This is a genomic window from Porphyromonas canoris (genome assembly GCF_000765975.1).
Classification (GTDB): domain Bacteria; phylum Bacteroidota; class Bacteroidia; order Bacteroidales; family Porphyromonadaceae; genus Porphyromonas_A; species Porphyromonas_A canoris.
The window spans coordinates 11,982-32,990 of the sequence record NZ_JQZX01000015.1 but is presented as its reverse complement, the minus strand read 5'-3'; the positions used below and the strand labels follow the sequence as shown (position 1 = coordinate 32,990).

At 45.3% G+C, this 21,009-nt stretch carries 15 protein-coding genes; 9 read left to right on the top strand and 6 right to left on the bottom strand.

Features of this window, described 5'->3' with window-relative positions; all coding sequences use genetic code 11:
• Window positions 1-3 precede the first annotated feature (3 nt).
• Window positions 4-618 carry an SIS domain-containing protein gene (locus tag HQ29_RS08730; RefSeq protein WP_036869288.1) on the bottom strand — a complete coding sequence of 205 codons (615 nt, stop codon included), beginning with the start codon at window positions 616-618 and terminating at the stop codon, window positions 4-6.
• Window positions 619-673: 55 nt separating this feature from the next.
• A complete protein-coding gene (locus HQ29_RS08725; protein WP_036869285.1) occupies window positions 674-3,007 on the bottom strand; it encodes a GH92 family glycosyl hydrolase in 2,334 nt (777 codons plus the stop codon).
• A gap of 294 nt (window positions 3,008-3,301) precedes the next feature.
• On the opposite strand from HQ29_RS08725, the gene HQ29_RS10440 reads away from it, so the two are divergent.
• The 3 genes from HQ29_RS10440 (at window position 3,302) to HQ29_RS08715 (ending at window position 7,719) form a co-directional block, all read left to right on the top strand.
• On the top strand, window positions 3,302-3,478 hold the full coding sequence (locus HQ29_RS10440; RefSeq protein ID WP_161781577.1) for a hypothetical protein: 177 nt from the start codon (window positions 3,302-3,304) through the stop codon (window positions 3,476-3,478).
• 197 nt (window positions 3,479-3,675) lie between these two features.
• Entirely contained in the window at window positions 3,676-5,835 is a 2,160-nt protein-coding gene (locus HQ29_RS08720; RefSeq protein WP_036869283.1) for an elongation factor G, read from the top strand.
• Window positions 5,836-6,012: 177 nt separating this feature from the next.
• Window positions 6,013-7,719, top strand: a complete 1,707-nt coding sequence (locus HQ29_RS08715) for a tetratricopeptide repeat protein (RefSeq protein WP_036847519.1) — start codon at window positions 6,013-6,015, stop codon at window positions 7,717-7,719.
• A 132-nt stretch (window positions 7,720-7,851) separates the two neighbouring features.
• On the opposite strand, the gene nrdG is transcribed toward HQ29_RS08715, so the two are convergent.
• Together nrdG and HQ29_RS08705 are read right to left on the bottom strand one after the other, a co-directional pair.
• On the bottom strand, window positions 7,852-8,340 hold the full coding sequence (gene nrdG / locus HQ29_RS08710) for an anaerobic ribonucleoside-triphosphate reductase activating protein (RefSeq protein WP_036869281.1): 489 nt from the start codon (window positions 8,338-8,340) through the stop codon (window positions 7,852-7,854).
• Window positions 8,341-8,356: 16 nt separating this feature from the next.
• Window positions 8,357-10,747: an anaerobic ribonucleoside triphosphate reductase gene (locus HQ29_RS08705; protein WP_036869413.1), complete on the bottom strand. Its 2,391-nt coding sequence runs from the start codon at window positions 10,745-10,747 to the stop codon at window positions 8,357-8,359.
• A 565-nt stretch (window positions 10,748-11,312) separates the two neighbouring features.
• Between HQ29_RS08705 and HQ29_RS10000 the strand changes: the two genes are divergently transcribed.
• The gene (locus HQ29_RS10000) at window positions 11,313-12,863 is read left to right on the top strand and encodes an Ig-like domain-containing protein (RefSeq protein ID WP_052079562.1); all 1,551 of its coding nucleotides are present in this window, start codon (window positions 11,313-11,315) and stop codon (window positions 12,861-12,863) included.
• A 148-nt stretch (window positions 12,864-13,011) separates the two neighbouring features.
• On the opposite strand, the gene HQ29_RS08690 is transcribed toward HQ29_RS10000, so the two are convergent.
• Window positions 13,012-13,422, bottom strand: a complete 411-nt coding sequence (locus HQ29_RS08690) for a DUF4332 domain-containing protein (protein WP_036869280.1) — start codon at window positions 13,420-13,422, stop codon at window positions 13,012-13,014.
• A 543-nt stretch (window positions 13,423-13,965) separates the two neighbouring features.
• On the opposite strand from HQ29_RS08690, the gene nrfH reads away from it, so the two are divergent.
• The 5 genes from nrfH to crcB all read left to right on the top strand — a co-directional run bounded on the left by nrfH (window position 13,966) and on the right by crcB (window position 18,753).
• Window positions 13,966-14,595, top strand: a complete 630-nt coding sequence (nrfH, locus tag HQ29_RS08685; protein ID WP_036869278.1) for a cytochrome c nitrite reductase small subunit — start codon at window positions 13,966-13,968, stop codon at window positions 14,593-14,595.
• Between the two features lie 36 nt (window positions 14,596-14,631).
• Window positions 14,632-16,113, top strand: coding sequence for an ammonia-forming cytochrome c nitrite reductase (nrfA, locus tag HQ29_RS08680; RefSeq protein WP_036869276.1), 1,482 nt, complete (start codon window positions 14,632-14,634; stop codon window positions 16,111-16,113).
• 140 nt (window positions 16,114-16,253) lie between these two features.
• On the top strand, window positions 16,254-17,552 hold the full coding sequence (locus HQ29_RS08675; RefSeq protein WP_036869274.1) for a cytochrome c biogenesis protein ResB: 1,299 nt from the start codon (window positions 16,254-16,256) through the stop codon (window positions 17,550-17,552).
• Window positions 17,549-18,346, top strand: a complete 798-nt coding sequence (locus HQ29_RS08670) for a cytochrome c biogenesis protein (RefSeq protein ID WP_036869273.1) — start codon at window positions 17,549-17,551, stop codon at window positions 18,344-18,346. Before HQ29_RS08675 ends, HQ29_RS08670 begins: the two co-directional genes overlap by 4 nt.
• Window positions 18,346-18,753 carry a fluoride efflux transporter CrcB gene (gene crcB, locus HQ29_RS08665; protein ID WP_235318045.1) on the top strand — a complete coding sequence of 136 codons (408 nt, stop codon included), beginning with the start codon at window positions 18,346-18,348 and terminating at the stop codon, window positions 18,751-18,753. The genes HQ29_RS08670 and crcB overlap by 1 nt, the downstream gene beginning before the upstream one ends.
• Before the next feature lie 668 nt (window positions 18,754-19,421).
• Here crcB and HQ29_RS08660 read toward each other — a convergent pair.
• The gene (locus HQ29_RS08660) at window positions 19,422-20,702 is read right to left on the bottom strand and encodes a transglutaminase domain-containing protein (protein WP_161781576.1); all 1,281 of its coding nucleotides are present in this window, start codon (window positions 20,700-20,702) and stop codon (window positions 19,422-19,424) included.
• Between the last annotated feature and the right edge of the window lie 307 nt (window positions 20,703-21,009).

The following is a 21,009-nucleotide window of genomic DNA, read 5'->3' as shown; positions in this document are numbered from 1 at the left end:
TCGTTACAGCTCTTCGCTTTTAGCCCTACTCTTCGATCCCAGATAGCCGCCATGATGACGCTTGGAATACTCCGAATATGAAAATCCGATGGCTTCCATCACGCCCACAACGAGAAGATCGCCCATGACGGTCATTACCGTTGTGCTGGTCGTAGGGGTCAGTCCGAGCGGACAGACCTCTTTAGGTGATCCCGTATGGAGGACGATGTTGGCATTTTGAGCCAATACGCTCTCCGTATCACTTGTAATACAGATGTACGGAATACCCGAAACAAGCCTGCGAGACAGCTCCACGAGTTCGAGTATCTCTCTTGTCTTGCCGGAGTTGGAGATAAGAAGCATCAGGTCATTTGGGCAGACTATTCCAAGATCCCCATGCTGTGCTTCGCTCGGATGCAGAAAAAAGGCGGGAGTACCGGTGCTGCTGAATGTCGTAGCCATGTTTGCCGCGATCTGTCCTGCCTTACCCATACCGGACGTAACCAGTTTACCTCCATTGGTATGCACATGTTTAAGTATAAGATCTATTGCCTCCTGATAGCACGAACCCAAAGGAATGTTTCGCACAGCACGAGCTTCCTGTTCGAGTATCTCGGAAAGGTTTTCTATTGTAAGCATAGCGGTTATTCTTCTATTGCATTTATTAACAAGAGTCAAAGATACGCCATTTTTCTCATAGCTTGTTTCCGCTTACGGCTCTTCCGTATTCGTTCGAGAAGGAGTAAGGCTTGTCTTCTTCCGTTGTTCCCCTTTCTCTGTTGGGTTTGTTGCTCATCTCGAAAGAGATCTCACCGCCTTTCAGCAGCTGCGAATAGGTCAGGAAGTTTTTGTTCCATACTTTCCCGTCCACCGTCATACCATATATATAAGGAGTGTCGGACGTGTTGCCTTTTGCATTCAGAAGCAGTCTCCTGCCATTGGGAAGAGCGATTTTCACTTTCGGGAAAATCGGAGAGCCCAATACGTATTGCTCGGATGCAGGAGCTACCGGATAGAATCCGAGTGCGGAGAAAACGTACCAGGCAGAAGTCTGACCATTGTCTTCATCACCGCAGTAACCGTCCGGTGTGGGCTTGTAAAGCTTATCCATCACTTCACGCAGACGGCTTTGCGCCTTCCACGGTTCGCCGATATAGTTGTAGAGATATATCATGTGTTGTATGGGCTGATTACCGTGCGCATAGTTGCCCATATTGGCTATCTGCATCTCCCGAATCTCATGAATCACAAAGCCATAATAGCTCTCATCGAAGACGGGAGGCGTAGAGAACACGGAGTCGAGCATAAGACTCATTTTCCTGTCTCCGCCCATCAGAGAGGCGAGACCTTTCGGATCATGAAACACAGACCATGTGTAGTGCCACGCATTCCCTTCCGTGAAAGCGTCTCCCCACTTCAAAGGAGAGAACGGTGTCTGAAAAGTACCGTCGCTGTTCCTGCCTCTCATAAGGGATGTTTCGGAGTCGAACAGATTGCGATAGTTCATGGCTCTCTGTGCAAACGTGTTCAGAAGAGACGCTTCCCACTTTAGTTTTCTTCCCAGCTGCCATATACACCAGTCATTGTACGCATATTCCAGCGTGCGTGCTGCACTCTCCTTTATCCCAATATCGCACGGCACGTATCCCAGCTCATTGTATGCTTCCCAACCTTTGCGCCCTGTGGACGACACGGATGGATGCACTGCATTGGCGCCGTGTAGCAGTCCGGCTCGGAGTGTGGCGGTATCTTTCACCATGACTCCCTTGAGATAGGCATCGGCAAGGACGGATGCAGAGTTGTTGCCCACCATGCAGTCTCTATGTCCGGGACTTGCCCACTCCGGAAAGAATCCGCTTTCGCGGTAGCTGTTGAGCAGACCTTCCTGTATCTTGATATTCTCTTCCGGATAGAGGAGATTAAGTAGCGGAAAGAGAGAACGGAATGTATCCCAAAAGCCGGTATCGGTGTAGAGATAGCCCGGAAGTACCTGTCCGTTGAACGGACTGTAATGGACGATCTTTCCTTTCGGGTCTATCTCGTAAAATCTTCGCGGAAAGAGGAGAGAGCGATAGAGTGCGGAGTAAAATGTGCGCCGCTGGTCGGTGCTGCCGCCCTCTATCTCTATGCGACCCAATAACCTGTTCCACTCCGCTCTGCCACTGTCTTGCACCTGCTCGAAGCTCTTGTCTGCCACTTCCAAAAGGTTCTGCGCCGCCTGCCGTGCGCTGATGAACGAGGAGGCTATCCTGATCTCCACCTCCGGAGACTCTATCTCCACAGCCACTTTGGCGTGTCCCGCGACATCCGGCTCTATCTTGCGAATGCTCTTTATCGGTGTGGAAAACTTCAAGGTAAAGTGGCAGGCAAAATTTTCGGGTACGCCTCCGCTGTTTTTTCGTGAGATTCCTTGCAGCGTGTAAGCATCTTTCTGCTCTATGAGAGAGCCGGAGTCGAAAGCATCCAACAGCAGCCAACGGAGCTGTTCTGCCCTGCTCTTTTTCGGATAAGCTACTCTGAATATCACGGCTCGTTCCGTTGGGGTCAGCTCCACAAAGGTGTCATGGGAGGCAAGATATACGCTATAATAATAGGGTGTAACGCTCTCTGCCTTGTGCGAAAACCATGAGGCGGAATGCTCGGTATCGAAAAGCGAGTACCACTTCTTCATATCTTCCGCCCCCTCTCCGTGTGGAGCAGGAGGAGCCATCAGGGGCATGATGAAAAACTGCCCGTAGTCGTTGATCCAGGGACTGGGTTGATGGGTCTGTTTGAAGCCTCTTATCTTGTGAGCCGTATAGGTGTACTGCCAGCCGTCTCCGGGCTTTCCGGTCATCGGTGTCCAGCTGTTCATGCCCCAAGGTCTGCCTATAACCGGATAGGTGTTCCCCGAACTGAGTTCAAAACTACTCTGTGTCCCGATGAGGGGAGATACATAGTCTACGGGAGATTGTGCCGAAAGATCGTAACCGGCTATGTGGAAAAGGAGAATTGCCAGAGTGGCAAAAAACACTTTGGAATGTTTCATGTCTGTAAAATATCTCCCCTAAAGGTAGAGGAGTTTGACGAAAAAAGCAATATCCAAGTTCTACTAATTTCTCTGTGAGTAAGCCGGTTACAAATGCTTACAGCCTTATCCCATATTTAAGGATGTGTATGCAATTTGCTTTTAAGCTGTTCAAGAGTTCTTTTTATCGTGTTAAAAAAGAGGATTGAAGTTTTATGAATCTTGAAATCAAGGCTTGATGTTTGCAAATCAAAACTTGAGTCCTGCTTCTCAAGGTTTGACTTTCAATATTCAGCTCCTGATTTGTAAATTTTAATGCGTTCAGAGGAAGAAACAGACAGGTTCGGAAGAACTTTTGAACGGCTTCATCAAAAGAGTTCAAGCCGTCTTATCGTGGCTCTTTCGGGCTATCGCTTTCTTTCCGGAAGGCTTCCGGCGGAGTGGTGCAAGAGAATTACCGAAAAGCAGGTATGTTTGTCTAACTTATTGTAATAGAGTGTTCTGTATCTTTGATACAAAGCGATGACCTCTCCATCGGTACAAAAACGGACAAAATGTTGTTTTTCTGAAATATTAGTACTAATTTTCGGAGAAAGTCGCAGAGTTTTGCCCGACAGAAGAGGGCATTTTGGCTCTGAGACATATAAAATAAGCTATTATAATTTCAAACCATCTTACATAAGGACGTTATGAAAGTGTACCAAACCGAAGAGATTAAAAATATCTCTATACTGGGCAGTTCAGGCTCAGGTAAAACCACGCTTGCGGAAGCAATGCTATTTGAAGGCGGTGTCATTAAGCGTAGAGGAACAGTGGAAGCAGGAAATACTGTTTCGGACTACTTCCCGGTAGAAAAAGACTATGGATATTCTGTGTTCTCTACGCTGTTTTCAGTAGAATGGCAAGGTAGAAAGCTCAACTTTCTCGACTGCCCCGGATCCGATGACTTCGTAGGTGCAGCGGTTTCTTCTCTTAGTGTTACAGATACGGCTCTGATGGTCGTAAATGCTCAGTATGGTATAGAAGTGGGGCTGATCAATCAGTTCCGTTATACAGAGCAGTTTAAGAAACCGGTGATCTTCATCATCAACCAGCTTGATCATGAAAAAGCCGACTTTGATAACAGCGTAGCCCAGCTGCAAGAAAGATACGGCTCCAAAGCCGTTCCGGTACAATATCCGGTAACCGTGGGTACAGGCTTTAACGAGATCGTGGACGTCCTTAAGATGAAAATGTACCGCTGGAAACCGGAAGGCGGTGTACCCGATGTGCTCGACATACCCGAACAGGAGCAGGAAAAGGCTATGGCTTATCACCAGGCATTGGTGGAAGCAGCAGCAGAAAACGATGATGCGTTGATGGAGAAGTTCTTCGATCAAGGCACACTATCGGAAGAGGAGATGAGAGAAGGTATCAGACTGGGGCTTGTATCTCGCAGCATCTTCCCGATATTCTGTGTAAGTGCTCTTAAAGATATGTGCGTGAGACGTACTTTGGAGTTTCTTGGAAATATCGTTCCATGTACAGACAAGATGGAACCAGCTATTACCAATGAAGGTGAAGAGGTAAAAGCAGACTCTTCAGGCCCTGTAAGCCTTCTGTTTTTCAAGAGTGCCATAGAGCCTCATATCGGAGAAGTGGACTACTTCAAGGTGATGAGCGGTACGGTGAAAGAGGGCGATGACCTCATCAACGCAAATAAAGAGAGCAAAGAACGCATCACTCAGCTTTATGTGGCAGCAGGAGCAACCCGCGAGAAAGTGGCAGAGATGAAAGCCGGAGATATTGGTGCTACCGTTAAACTGAAAGACGTGAAAGTGGGACACAGCTTGAACGAAAAGGGCTGCTCTTATACCTATCCCGAAGTTCAGTATCCGGAGCCGAAGTATCGCAGAGCAATCAAGGCTGTGAACAGCAGCGATGCGGAAAAACTTTCGGAAGCGCTCACTCGTATGCACTCTGAAGATCCGACATGGATAGTAGAACAGTCCAAAGAGTTGAAGCAACTTATCGTGCACGGACAGGGAGAGTTCCACTTGAGAACATTGAAGTGGAGACTCGAAAACAACGACAAAATTCCGGTAGAATTTTATGAGCCAAAGATTCCATACAGAGAAACCATCACCAAAGCCGCTCGCGCAGACTACAGACACAAGAAACAGTCGGGTGGAGCAGGTCAGTTTGGCGAAGTGCATCTTATCGTAGAGCCATACGAAGAGGGAACCCCTCTGCCTCAAAGCTATAAGTTCGGCGGTCAAGAGTTTAAGATCACTCCCAGAGATACTCAAGAGATTTCTTTGGACTGGGGTGGAAAGCTTGTCTTTGTGAACTCGATCGTTGGTGGAGCCATAGATGCGAGATTCCTTCCTGCCATATTAAAGGGTATCATGTCTCGCTTGGAGCAAGGCCCTCTTACCGGTTCTTATGCGCGCGATGTAAGGGTCGTGGTATATGATGGAAAGATGCACCCGGTGGATAGTAACGAAATATCCTTTATGCTTGCAGGACGTAACGCATTCAGTGAAGCGTTCCGCAATGCCAACCCGAAGGTATTGGAGCCGATCTATGACGTTACGGTCTCTGTTCCTGCAGACTATATGGGAGATGTTATGAGTGATCTTCAGACTCGGAGAGCCATCATCATGGGTATGAACAGTGCTGCCGGATATGAAAAGATCCAAGCGAAAGTTCCTCTTAAAGAGCTTTCCAGCTATTCGACATCGTTAAGCTCCATAACCGGAGGACGTGCAAGCTTCACAATGAAGTTCTCAGGATATGAGCTTGTTCCGACAGATGTACAAGAAAAACTTCTTGCAGATTATGCTGCAGAGAAGGAAAAAGACGAATAATAGAAGTTTGCTATGATTTTTGAGAGGGAGCTGCTCTGCGAAGAGCAGCTCTTTCTTTGTTTACGAAAGTGAATGTAAAGAAAGTCATAAAAATACGCTATCTTTGTCTTGTTGTGTTCGTTCCTATCGGAATACAGCAGTACCATGATCGAAATTTATCTAACACAGTAAATTGATATGACAAAAAGAATTATTCTATCTGTTACTACTCTTGCTGTAGTATCTCTTTTGGCTTCATCGTGTGCGAAGCTGAAGCCTCTTCAAGCTCAGTACGTCAATGTGGATCCACAACCACTGGAACTGACAGCCGGAAAGGTGCCTGCTCAGGTTAATATCTCTTTCCCAAAGAAATGGTTTGCAAAGAAAGCACAAGTGAGCATCATTCCTGTACTAAGGTATCAAGGAGGAGAGATGGCGGCGGCACCCGTAGCCTATCAAGGTGAAAAGGTGCGTGGCAATGCTACCGTAGTGCCTTACGCTTCTGCGGAAAGAGTGGTGTTCCATACGGAATTTGACTACAAGCCGGAGATGCAAAAGAGTGATCTTTTCCTTACATTCCGTGCAAAGGTAGGCAAGAAAGAGGTGCGTCTTCCGGATGTAAAAGTGGGCGAAGGCGTTATAGCAACAGAAGCATTGGCTTCTACGGAGTATGTTACTCCTGCCATCGCTCCCGATGGATTCCAACGCATCATCAAGGAAGCGCATAATGCAAACATCCTCTTCCTTATCCAACAAGCCGGTCTTCGCCCTACGGAGTTGGCAAAAGCGGAAATGAAGGAGTGGAAGAGCATCGTAAAGAATGCCAATGATGCAGCAAACAAGAATGTAAATGTAGAGGTACGTGCTTACGCTTCTCCTGATGGAGCTTTCGATTTGAACGAAAGACTTGCGGGTCAACGTGAGAAAAATACGACCAACTACCTTAACAGAGAGTTGAAGAAGCAACGCATCAATGCTCCGGTAGCTGCTCACTACACGGCTGAAGACTGGGAAGGCTTTAAGGAACTTGTAGAGAAGAGCGAAATTCAGGATAAAGATCTTGTCCTTCGTGTTCTTTCCATGTACACAGACCCTATCCAGCGCGAACAGGAAATCAAGAATATTTCTGCTGTATTCCGCCAACTTGCAGACGATATCCTGCCTCAACTTCGTCGTTCTCGCTTGATAGCGAATGTTGAGATTATCGGAAAGAGCGATGAGGAGATCCTTTCTCTTTCTCAAAAGAATCCGGCTGCTTTGAATGTGGAAGAGTTGCTTTACTCCGCTACTCTTGTTCCGACTGCTGCAGAAAAGATGAATATCTACAAAAAAGCTACTGAACTTTTCCCTAATGATGCTCGTGCATGGAATAATATAGGTACTATCCTGTATGCTTCTAAAGAGTATGCAAATGCTGCGGAATACTTCAACAGAGCATTGGCAGTGGCTAAAGTGAATGGAAAAGATCTTGCAGAAGCTCAGCTTAATACCGGTCTTCTTGCTTTGAGAAGCGGAAACGTGGATCAGGCAAACAGCTTGTTCAGTGCAGCAACCAATGTACCTGAAATGGCTGAAGTGATGGGGTTGATGCAGATCCGTCAAGGTAAGTATGCCGAAGCTGCCAAAACACTTTCGGGATACGCTACAAACAATGCAGTGGTAGCTCAAATCCTTGCAAACGACTACAATAAAGCAGCCGAACTTATCGCTAAGATTTCCAATCCGGATGCAAAGACTTTCTACTTGAAAGCTCTTGTTGCTGCTCGTACAGATAATGCTTCTGTTGTGGAAGAGGCTCTTAAGGAAGCTGTCAAGCTTGATCCTTCCATCGTGAAGACAATCGCAATGGATCGTGAGTTCTCTAAATATGCGGCTAATCCGTTCTTCAAGTCTATTCTCAGATAATAGGACAAGATAGGGAAACAGATTTCCCGATATACAGAATCGCCCCGATGTATTCATCAGATACATCGGGGCGATTTTTATTTGCTTTTCGCAATATTGGTGTTAAGGAAAAATGTACTTCTCGTACAGGTTTTATTTCTTAAGGTAAATGATGCGTTGATTCCTGCTTCCCCTAAAACGCAACGTGGGATCGAACTCCTCTTGGATAAAAGGCCCATCTACCAGTACATCTATATATTTCAGTGGAAGCGATAGCAGAGGATCATTGGTGAGCTGTTCCAATGTATATCCGGTATAAACCCAGATATTCATTCCTGTCTCCTCTTTCAGACGGGACAGGAGAGCCTCCAATCCGACCGGATTATAGAACGGATCTCCTCCGCTTATAGTGATACCGTCAAGGAGAGGATTCTCTTTGATCTCTGCAATAATATCGGTAAGAATGGAGTCTGTAAGCAGTACCCCATTGTTGGGATCCCAGCTCGCCGGATTGTGGCAGCCTTTACAGCGGTGAGAGCAGCCAGCCAAGTAGATAGAAAAACGAATACCTTCACCATCTGAAATAGTCTCTTTGTATCTATTCAGAAGGTGAAGGTTGTATTCTTCTATCGGACAAGGCATCTCTTCAGTCTTATAGTTATTTGGAGTGTTTCACTCTGTCGTGCTCTTCTGCCTGCTTGGCAGAGTTCCAGCTATCCAAAGATCCGGTAAGGTATCCCGTAATACGTCTTAGCCTTGCAATGTTCTCACCACTGCACACAGGGCATTTCGCATATATTACACCTTTATAGCCACACTTGTTGCATGTATCCACCGGGTGATTGATAGAGCCATAGCCGATACCCTCATCGTGCATTGCCTTGACGATCTTAAGAATGCCGGAAATGTTTTTCTTCGCTTCTCCGTCAAGCTCTACATAAGTAATGTGTCCTCCTCTCGTGATGGCATGGAAAGGTGCTTCTTTCTTTATCTTTTCAAAGATGGTTACAGGCTCTTTGACATCTATGTGGAAAGAGTTCACGTAATAGTCTCTGTCGTTCACGCCGGCTATTACCCCGTACTTCTTTTTATCCATACGAGTAAATCTACCGGAGAGTCCTTCTGCCGGAGTAGCCAGTACAGAATAGTTGAGTCCATACTTCTTTTTGTACTCTTCTACCACTTCATTCATCACCATGACAGCATCATATAGAGTCTGCCAAGCCTCCTGATTGTGCGCATGCCCCTCTCCATATATTGCGATCATTGCATTGTGTCCGCCAATGAACCCGATACCGAGAGTTCCGCTCTTTATTACCTCTCCTACCTCATCATTAGGGTCTAAACTGCCACCGCCTTTCCAGACATCATTACCCATCATGAACGGATACTGTCTTGCCAATGAGCTTTTTTGATATTTATATCTGTCGTACAGCTGTTCGGCTATCATTTCGGAAGTCTTTCGTACTCCTTCGAGGAATATCTCTTTTGCCTCTCTGCGGATGGTGTGTTTATCCGCTCCCGGATTATTTTCTTCCGCTTCCCTTATCGCCTCTATTGCCAAACGAGGCATATTGAGAGAAGTAAAAGATAGGTTCCCACGTCCGACGGAACTCTTCTCTCCATGGAGATTTTCAAATACTCTTGTTCGACATCCCATTGTTGCCACTTCGTAGAGATAGCGTTTGGGATCATCGGTATTCCATTTCTCATGTTTATTGAACGGAGCATCCAAAAATACAAAGTTGGGGAAGAGAGCCTTTGAAGTGGTACGACATGCCTCAATAAGCAGGTCAAAGTTCGGAGCTTCAAACTCCATTTCTCCGCTGAGAGCTTTTGGAAAGTCAGCCAAAGCCTTCGCGCAGTCTTTTTCAGAGTAAGAGACACCATCTTTAACCTTAAAGATCTGTATCGGGAATATCGGCACTTCTCCATGTCCAAGCCCTTCCATTGTTGCGGAGAGCAGTTCTCTCATCAGCAAACGCGCTTCCGGAGAGGTATCTGTACCGTAGTTGATGGAGCTGAAGACCACTTGATTTCCTCCACGAGAATGCATCGTGTTAAGGTTATGTATGAATGCCTCCATCGCTTGATGGGTTTCACGTATGGTCTTATCCATGGCATGTTGCCACGCTTTCCTTACACCTTTCTCATCTATACCCTCAATCATGGAAAGTATGGAGGCAATAGCTTTCTCTTGCTCCTCTTTCTTCTCCTGAACGGAAATGTGCTGTTCTGCAAGCTTTTGCTGTATCTCTTTGCGTTCGATCTCCTTCCCGCTTTCCAAAGAGACTATCAGCTTCAATGTCTCTGCAAGATGCTTTTGGAAAGACTTCCGTACTCCTGGTGCCATGAAATAGTCAAAAGCCGGGATGGATTGCCCTCCATGCTGTTCGTTTTGATTGGTTTGGAAGATGATTGTTGCAAGTGTTGCATAGCTTTGGATGCTTTGTGGAGTTCGGATACTGCCGTTTTTGGTTCGGAATCCTCTCTCATAGAGATCCTCCAAGTCGTACTGCAAGCATGTTGTGGTCTTGGTCGGGTAGTAGTCCAAGTCGTGAATATGAATGTCTCCATTCCTGTGAGCGCGTGCATATTTCACGCCCAACAGATATTTGTTGGTATAATCTTTGGTAACCTCAGAAGCAAAAGTCATCATCTGACCTGCGGGTGTATGAGCGGACATATTCGCATTGCTCAGATTGATATCGTTCTTCTCAATCTTAACAATGCCGTCCATGATTTGCTTCATTCCGGTTCGTTTATCGCGCTCGACATTTCTCCACTCGCGATAGATGATATATTTTTTAGCCACGAAAGGGTTATGTACCATCAGCTCATGCTCTACAAGGTCTTGTATCTCTTCTACTCCCGGATCCTCTTTAGTGATTTTCATACAGACCTGATCCACTATATTACGGATAAGATCTCTGTTTTCGCAGAGACCGCAAGCACGGTAGGCTTTTACTATTGCCTCCTCTATCTTTTGTGGTGAAAAGGGTTCCTTCTTTCCATCTCTCTTAGTGATGAACAATGTTGCAGATGCCATGTTATATTGGGTATAAGTACGTGATTTAATGAGAGAGCCGTTCATATAAATGCACGGACGCTCTTTTTGGTGTATGTAATAATTTTGTCTCTTTCGTTACAAAGGTTTTGCCCTCAGCCTTCGGATTTATTCTTTCTGAAGGCTTTCCAAATTTAGAAAAAATATTAGAGGAAAACAAGCCGTAAGTAAGGATAAAAATTCCTTTTCTGAGCCGTTATCAGAAATACCGGCATTATGGCTCTGGTATAAAAATATCTACTTCTATTTATAGCTGCTTTTATATGGATTATTTCCCTTTTTATAGATATGCGGAAAGATGAAAGCAGGATTATTTTCGGTCTTTTCTCTTTCGCCGGAAAAGCATAAAAGGGTTGTGATTTTTCTAAAATCTTTAGAGGAAAGAGTAGAGAAGAGGATTTTAGTTGGTTAATTGTGAAATAAATATTTGTCTATCCGGAATAAATCTTTAATTTTGGGGCCGGTGACCACACATATCCTTAAGTTTGAAAACGCGATTATAAATATTAATGTTTAACCTTTTTTATTCATGACAACAAAGAAAGCTATGAAAAGAATTCACATCAATGGTCTGTTGACTTTGGTTTTTTTGTCGATTTTTGCTCTTACATCATGTAAGAAAGATCCGATTTTGGTTACCAATGTTGCGTTGAACAAGACATCTCTCCAGCTCTTTAAGGGAGACACGGAACAGCTTACTGCAACCATCACTCCTGCGGATGCAGAAAACAAGGAGCTTACATGGACATCTTCAAAAACGGATATCGTATCTGTGGACAAGACCGGTAAGGTAACAGCCATTGGATTGGGTGAGGCAGAAGTGAAAGCAACAGCAGGTGGAAAGTTTGCGATATGTAAGGTCGTTGTGGCAGCAGTGCCTGTATCGGGTATTACCTTGGATAAGGAAAATCACGAGATGACTATTGGTGAGGAGGTGGTGCTTAAGGCTACCGTGACTCCGGATAACGCAGAAGACAAAACCGTAACATGGGATTCTTCCGACAAGGCGGTGGCTACCGTGGATAACAATGGTAAAGTGGTTGCAAAAGGAGAAGGAGAAGCCACTATTACAGCAAAGACCGGCGATAAGAGTGCTCAGTGCAGAGTCAAGGTCAATCCTATCTTAGTGGAGAGCGTTACTATCAGTAAGACCTCTCTAGAGTTGGTTGTAGGAGAAAGATTGAAACTTAGTGCAACGGTCCTACCGGAGAATGCAACGCACAAGACAGTTACTTGGACTTCTTCCAATAAGAGTGTTGCTACCGTTACAGAAGCAGGTCTTGTGACCGCAGTGGCAGCTGGTACTGCAGAGATTACAGCAGCAGCCGGAGGCAAGACAGCCAAGTGTATCGTTATCGTAGAGCTTCCGGTAAGACCTCCAAGAGTGGGAGACTTTTACTATGAAGACGGCTCTACATCCGATCAGATAGATAATGCCAAGAAGATTATCGGCATTGTATTCTGGATTGGTGATGCTACCAAGCAAGATAAAGCGATGAAGAGAGACTTCCCTAAGTGTACCAACGGGTTGGTTGTATCCCTAACAGAAATACTACAATGTCAATGGCAAGAGAATTACAAGACCTATAACAATACTGTGGGAGCTTGGGTCGAAGCAAATGCCAAGCAATATGAAACTCCCGTGACAGCAGAAGACGATGTTTCGACCAATCTTAATAAGACTGTTGGGTACAATAACTCTAAAGCTTTGGAAGCATTCAACAATGCTCCGGAAAATTCTGCATGGCCTGTAACAGCAATTGTTAGGCTCAAAGAATTTGCTGCGGCAAATCCTGTTCCTGCAACTACAACAGGATGGTATCTTCCATCTCCTAAAGAGCTTACTCTGATGTGTCACGGTCCATTCAGTGGAAATATCAGGTTCTTGGCCAATAAAGACAAAGAAGTAATGAAGAAGATCAATGCAGCTCTTGATAAAATTGGAGCAGTGGGAGTTCAAAAACTTACAGAGAATACTTATCGTTCCAGCGCAGAACGCAATAATAATATTTCTCAAGGCGTATTGTTCTACAACTCTTCCTTGCAGGGGCCTGCAAAGGATGCTCTTCTTAAGGCTCGTCCTATCTTTGCCTTCTAATGACAAACAGAATTTAATCTCTCTTTTCAGGAAAGAACACTTTTAATAATAGTTGTCCTGATTGGAAAGAAATATAAAAAGAGAATCGGCGGAAGATCTCCGGAATGGATCTTCTGCCGATTTCTTTTCCTTTTACTCTCCTTTCGTACTAAGGCTCCAATCCTCTGGGCAACACCTTTGCCTGCTCTATCCACTTGTTCACAACGGTAACAAGAGGAGTGCGTTTGACGATATTTTTTTTGTCGTTTACCTCTGCCATCTTCTGCACGATATATTCCGGATCTGCACTGCTTAGGTTTTTCATGGAACCGATGCCTATTATGACTAAAATAGAAACATAGTCTGCTCCTATGCCGTTCACGCGTAGGAGATCCACCATATTCGCCCATTTAAGGATGCGTCTCTCATCTATTTTGGTCTGTTCCGAGAGCTTTTTTCTCATTATTCTGGTTTTACTCGCCCTGGAGAGAGCCATAGTATTTTCGATGCCTGCCTTGATCAGTTTCTGTTTACAAGCAGGCTCTATGGCTTTAATCTGTTCCAACTTGTAGTTTACCATAGGATGCGGTTCTTTTTTGATTTGTTAATATTCAAGGGATTACAAATATAACTACTACTTGTCAATATTCAAACTATTATTTTCTCTTCTTTCTCAAATTATAGGAAACTAACTCGTTGAGAAATGTTTGGTTATGAGCATTATCCTCTCATCTTTGAATGAAAATCCGGATGGAGAATCAAAAACTCGTTTATAAGTATTCAAAAAAAGAGTTTATCGGTAATAAAAGAGTATCTTAACCTTTATAATATTAAAAATCAAGCCTCGATCCGTGCAAATCAAGGCTTGAAATGCAACAATCAAGGCTTGAACCGTGCAATTCCAACCTCGATTTTGAGTTGTGAATCTGTTCAGCGAGAAAAAAGATCGTGTTAAACCTAAGTTGTTAACGTGTTCATTTTATGATCTAAAATCATCTTGGATTTGGAAATAATAAATCTAATATATAATTTTGTGGTATTAGGTAGTGATATTGTATGGTTTAATCATAAAATTTACTTCATTTAATCACTACTATTTGTGGTTCAAAAAACTTAACGGCTTATGCGCAGCAAGCAATCTCTATCTTACCGAGTACGCTCTCTGATACAGAGTTTACTTCCTGCTTATGGCTCCAAGGTGGTGGCGATACTCCTTCTTGGCGTAACGTTTGGGTTGGGAGCATACCTGGTTTATGCTTCCAAAGCTTACAGCTACCTCTTAGACGACCCGAAGGTGTGCGTCAACTGCCACGTCATGGGCCCCTATTATGCTACATGGCAACACTCTTCGCACATGCTTGTGGCTACGTGTAACGACTGCCATGTCCCCCATAACAACGTTCTGAACAAATACTATTTCAAGGCGAAAGATGGCTTGAGGCACTCTTACGTGTTCACTATGAGACAAGAGCCGCAAGCTATGCAAGCCATCACCGCAAGCCGTGAAGTGATATATGACAACTGTATCCGCTGTCATACCCAACTCAATCAGGAGTTTGTCAAGACCGGACGGATGACCCGTAAAGAGCTGAACCATGGCGATGGCAGAGCTTGTTGGGACTGTCATAGAGACGTGCCTCACGGAGGGAAGAACAGTCTTTCATCTACCCCTTCAGCCCTTGTACCTTATCCGGAATCTCCTGTTCCGGAGTGGTTGAGAAGCAAGATGGACGAAGAGAAAAACAAGAGATAATAACAAACGGATAGAATAAGAAAAAAAGATACACCCATGAAAGAAAGAAAAAGACTGAAAAGCTGGCAGGGTTGGGTTCTGTTTATATCTGCCATGGTTGCGGTTTTCTGTTTAGGTTTATTGGCTGCATCCATTACGGAACGTCGTGCAGAGGTCCGGTCGATCTTTGCCAATAAGAAAGTGGAGATCGCTCCGATGGAAGCTCGGAATGCACTCTTCCAATCCAACTATCCTCGTGAGTACGAAACATGGTTGCAGACAGCAGATACATCGTTTGTTTCCGAGTTCAACGGAAATAAGTTTGTGGATGTGCTGGCACAACGTCCGGAGATGGTGGTATTTTGGGCAGGATACGCATTTTCAAGGGAGTACGGGAGTCCGCGAGGGCACTACTATGCCATCCATGATATGCTCCACACGTTGCGTACAGGTAGTCCGGGTGTAGACGGAATGGATGATATACAGCCGTCGACCTGCTGGGTATGTAAAAGTCCTGATGTTCCGAGAATGATGCAAGCGATAGGCATCGGGGAGTTTTACCAGAAGAAGTGGAGCGAGATGGGCAGTGAAATCGTCAATCCGATAGGCTGTGCCGACTGTCATGATACCGAAACAATGGATCTTCGTATCTCTCGCCCTGCACTCATAGAGGCTTTCGAGAGAATGGGAAAAGATATTACCAAAGCCACTCATCAGGAGATGCGCTCTTTGGTATGCGCACAGTGCCACGTGGAATACTACTTCTACAAGGAGAACAAATACCTCACTTTCCCTTGGGATAAAGGCACAACAATGGAAGATGTAGAGAAGTATTTCGACGAAATAGAGTACTACGACTACATCCATGCCATAAGTAAAGCTCCTATCTTGAAGGCTCAGCACCCCGACTATGAGATAGCGCAGCTCGGCATACACGCTCAAAGAGGTGTGGCTTGTGCCGACTGTCATATGCCGTATATGAGTCAGGGTGGTGTGAAGTTCAGCGACCACCACATACAGAGTCCGCTCAACTATATAGACAGAACGTGTCAGACCTGCCACCGTGAAAGCGAAGAGGTGCTTCGCCAAAATGTCTACGATCGTCAGCGTATGGCAAACGAAATCCGGAATAAGCTCGAAAAAGAGCTTGCCGCAGCTCATATAGAGGCGAAGTTTGCCTGGGATAAGGGAGCAACCGAAGAGATCATGAAACCGGTGTTGCAGTATATCCGTCAGGCGCAATGGCGTTGGGACTATGGTGTGGCTTCGCATGGTGCTTCGTTCCATGCGCCTCAAGAGGTAACCCGTATATTGTCCAACGGATTGGAGAGAGCGCTTCAAGCAAGGCTCGCAATCTCCAAAGTGCTTGCCAATCTCGGCTTTACCGGAGACGTTCCTATGCCTGACATCTCTACCAAAGAGAAAGCACAGCGTTATATAGGGCTTAATCCTGAAGAGCTTCATGCCAATAAGAAGAAGTTCTTGGACGTTGTGGCTCCTGAGTGGATAGAGAAAGCGAAGCAGCAAAAACGCATCTGAAAATAAGACAGATCCTCTCTCTCGCAAGAGCAAGATCTGTTTACAAAAAGTATAGAGTAGAGATCGTATGGCAGATGTAGCATCTTCTATGCGGTCTCTATCTGTTAGTATTACACACGGATACCTATATATATAATATTATGTGGAAACAACCTTGGGGATATCGTGAAGCATTTGCTATTTCTGTGGCTCTTGTTGTCATCGGTGTGCTGTTTCATTTCATACTCGGACCTATACCTGCTCAAGGCTTTGCCTATCCTTTCAATCTGATAGGAGGCATCTGGGTCTTTTTCCTCTCCGTTCTTCTTGCCGTTCTTGCACGTAAAAAGGTTCGGATAGCCACGTTTCTGACCGGATATAAAATGTCTATTGCCGCCATTGCAACCCTCATGGCAGTCTCTGTCATCATGGGTCTGACGAAGCAGATAGAGCTTTCGGCAGCCTCCGGAGAGGATTTGAAGATGCTGGTACACACTCTCGGCTTCAGCCATATACTCTCTACGTGGTACTTCCTGGTAAGCTATCTGCTTCTGCTGATACTGCTTGGAGGTGCTACCTTTGCATTTATCCTTAGAGGGCGGAAAAGGAATATGACATGGGGCAGATACGTCTCTTTCCTGCTGAATCACTTAGGACTCTACATAGCACTCCTTGCCGGAGTGTTGGGTGCTCATGATCTGAAAAGATACCGAATGCAGGTGGATACTTCTACCAATATGCCCGAATGGAGAGGAACAAAAGATTTCTCTTCCGAGCTTTACGAGCTTCCTCTGGCGATCGAGCTGGAAGCCTTCGAGCTGGAAGAGTATCCTCCCAAGCTGATGATCATAGACAGCAGAACCGGCGAGACGCTTCCTTCAGGTCATCCATGGCATCTGTCGGTGGAGGAGACACCATCTTCCGGAAGAACGGGAGCGTGGAAGGTGGAAGCGTTGGAGTATCTCCCTTACAGCTCACCCGTGGTCTCGAAAGACAGTATTCACTTTGTGGAGTTTGGCAGTACGGGAGCGGTGCATGGCGTTAAAGTACGCGCAACGAACAGCAGCACGGGTGAGGAGGTGAACGGATGGGTTACGTCCGGCAGTTATCTCATTCCGTTCAGAGGGCTATCCCTGCCGGACAGCTTGAGTATCGTTATGCCGGATCCGGAGCCAAAGCAGTTCCGCTCCAAAGTCTCTATTTACAGCCCCGGAGGCGGATATGTCAAAGGCGAGATTTCAGTGAATCATCCCATAAAGTTTGAAGGCTGGCACATCTATCAGCTAAGCTATGATCAAGAGATGGGAAGGTGGAGCAATGTTTCCGTATTCGAGCTTGTAAAAGATCCGTGGATGCCTTTTGTCTATGTCGGACTGCTATTGATGCTGCTGGGAGCGGTATGTCTCTTCATTCTGCCCCAACCCACTTATGTACCTTCAACTAAAGAGAACGAGCTATGACTACTTGGAACGATATGATATACTACGCTCTCCCGACCGTGTTGCTGGCTGCATGCGGTGCATGGATGGCTTTTAAGGAGAAAAGAAACGGAGCGCTTGCTCTTTCCATACTGGCTCTCATTCTGTTCGGAACCTATATCGGGCTTATGTGGCACTCCCTCGAACGTCCGCCTATGCGTACCATGGGGGAGACGCGTCTGTGGTATTCGTTCTTTGCACTGCTTGCCGGCATTATCGTTTACCTGCGATGGCACTACAAGTGGATATTGGGATTTTCCACCATTCTTGCTTCTGTTTTTATTGTGATCAATCTGGTTCGTCCGGAGATCCACAACAAGAGTATGATGCCGGCACTGGAAAGTCCGTTCTTTGTACCACATGTCATCTCCTATATGTTCTCTTACGGCATGCTGGGGGCGGGACTTCTGGTTGCTCTCTATGCCTTATGGATAGAGAAGAAAAAAGGAGAAGCGGATCACGCACTCCGACTGATGTCCGTATCGGACGGGTTGGCTTACACCGGGCTTGCCTTTCTGATGATCGGTCTTCTGTTAGGAGCTTTTTGGGCAAAGCTTGCATGGGGACACTATTGGAGTTGGGATCCGAAAGAGACATGGGCTGCCATAACGATGCTTGCCTATCTGCTCTATATCCATTACCGGCTTAGCAGACCTCGTAAACTGGCTACGGCTCTCTGGCTGCTGCTTTTCTCTTTCTTGTGTTTGCAGATCTGCTGGTATGGAGTCAACTTCCTCCCATCGGCACAAGGCATAAGCATTCACACCTATGGGTGATGACGGATTTATCCGGTACGGTGGATGCGATGCTTAGAACCATTCTTTATATCGGCTGTGGCAGCTTCATCGGGGGAGTGATGCGCTTTCTTCTTTCCCGATATGTGCAGGATGGCATCGCCGGAGCTTTCCCTTGGGGAACGCTGGCTGTCAATCTTATAGGATGTCTCCTGATGGGACTGCTCTACGGCACGATGGAGCGAGGGAATATAGGCGATGAGAATCTTCGCCTCTTCCTTACGGTGGGAGTGTGTGGCGGTTTCACCACATTTTCGACCTTTGCCATGGATGGTTTTATGCTGCTGAAGTGGGAGAGTCTGCTCCCTTTGCTCGGCTATCTTGCCGTGAGTGTGGTCGGAGGCATCCTGCTTTTCTTTTTGGGCTATACTCTTATAAGGCAGTTTTGAAATGGCGAGAGTGATTTTTGTCTGCCCGTTTCCGTCTTTCCTCTTTCTTGATTTTATATATTCCATCCCCAAAAATGCTCACTTTTTTTCGGCTCTCTATTTTGATCGGAGGGGGCGTTTTCGGAGGGGTGCCGGATTTGTTAAATCAGCCCGTTTTATTAACACAAATTTTGATTTCTGTTAAGCCAAAACGCTAAACGAGCATATTCTTTCGGCTTAACGTGTTTAATTTTTCAGTGAACACGTTTACCGATTTCATTAAACACGTTTACCGGATTCGATTAACGTGTTTAGCCGAAATCATTAAAGCGCTATTTGCCAGGTTTTTATGCTTTTTTGCTCCAAAACGTGCATTAAAAGGTAAATTTCTTTATTGGGAAATATTTACATATAGAGGTGTTAAAATTTGCATCTATTAACGCGAAAACAGCCCATGAAATGCACTGAGAAAAATTTTTCTTCGAGAATGAGATTTTATCGTATCGATTTTATTCTTAGCGTTTTACTCTAAAACGACTTGGCGAATTTACCCTCTCTACGCCAAAAATCTTCTCTCTTGCTCTCGATTTCCAGCTCTCCGTTTTTATATAAAAAGACCGATGTGCTCCTCTAAAAACACATCGGTCTTCTGCCTTTTTTCTAAAACAATTTTGCCAAACCCAACCGGTCTACAGACGTACGACTTTTAGTTCGGAATGGCATCGGAAGAAAGCCCGGTCCGCAACACTCTTGACAGACTTGGGAAGGTAGACCTTACGGAGATTGGGACACGCTTCCACCGCATAGTCTTCGATAGTTTCCGTTCCCTCTTCAAAGTATAGCTCTTCCATTCCTTCGTGTCCGAAGATAACGTTTTTACCGACACTCTTCATGGGTTTCATCTTAACCACTTTCAGACGATCCGGAATGAAAAAAGGCAGATTGGACTTGTCTCCTTTGATATAAATAGTGCCTTTATACTCCTCAAGGTGAGGGTTTTCCGGATCTACGAGTATCTTCTCTACATTTTTGCCGGACTCCTTGAGATTGAGTTGGTCTGAGGTGCCGAGCATTTTGATGTTGCGACCAAGGTAGATCTCTTTTACAGATTTCGGCAGATGGGTCGGATTGAAACTTCCTATCTGAAATCCTCCCACGCCATAAGGCACAACAAGTTTTTCTCCCGTAAATGAATCTTGAACGCTACTTATAGTAAGCTCCCTTTTTTCATAGGTACACACGAACTTCTCATCCCGGAAGAGAGGAAAGTCCAAGCGTTCCGGTAAAAGAAAGTCGAACCTTTTGGGATCGTTCGCATCGTAGAAAATGCCATTGGTTGCATCTGATACAAACCATTTGCCATCAAGCAAGACATAGTTCCACGCATGCCCCAATGGATTTCCGAGAGTGTTGAAGCGAGCCAGGCCGTTTACTATCGGGGCATAAATCTTCTGCGTATGACAGAACACTTTTAGGAGATTGGAGTATCCCTGACAGATAGCCACTTTGTGCTTGAAAGTGGTGTAGGCGCTGTTGTAATCCGGTATGGAGGGGTCGAAAGTGTTGCCATACTTGACGTTTTTCCGAATCCAACCGAACAGAAGATCGTGCATTTCTCTTTGGTTTTTAGGTTGCTTTTCTGCCACGAGCTTATCGGCAAAAGCCTTTATCTCGTTCAGCTGAGCCTCTGTAATCCGGGTCTCTCCGAGAGGAAGAGGCTCATCGAATGTCATATTTGAGAGCAGAGCAAAAACTCTCTCCGCCGGAGAACCCGTAAGAATGCGTGAACCATCCGGTTTTGGGAAGAGATCTGTCTGCGCCGGAGGGTCATTCTCTTTCGGTTTTTCCGGTTGCTCTACTTCCGGATCCTTCTTCTCGTTCGGGCGAAGGGGATCTTTCCGGCAGGCTGTAACAACAAGTGTGCCCAGTATCAGGAGTAAAAGTAGTCTTGTTTTGTGCATAAATGTCATATTATTTTTCTTTATCTTTTTGAGGAACAGTTCTTTATATATTGTTAAAGTCTTGTCTTCTTCAATCATGTGTGTTGTAGAAAAAGACAAGAATAATATCGGGTGCGAAAATAAAAATTATAGTTCATACACACAAGAATATCATTCGGGACACAACAATGCTTAAAGAGAGAAGTTTGAGAGCAAAAGCAAGCCGTAATACACTCTTCTTTAATAGATTTATTTCATATCTTTGGCGATCGGAGTCAAAAGTTAACCTTTTGCAAAAGTCTGAATCTATTAACATTGAAGTAAAATATTATTCACA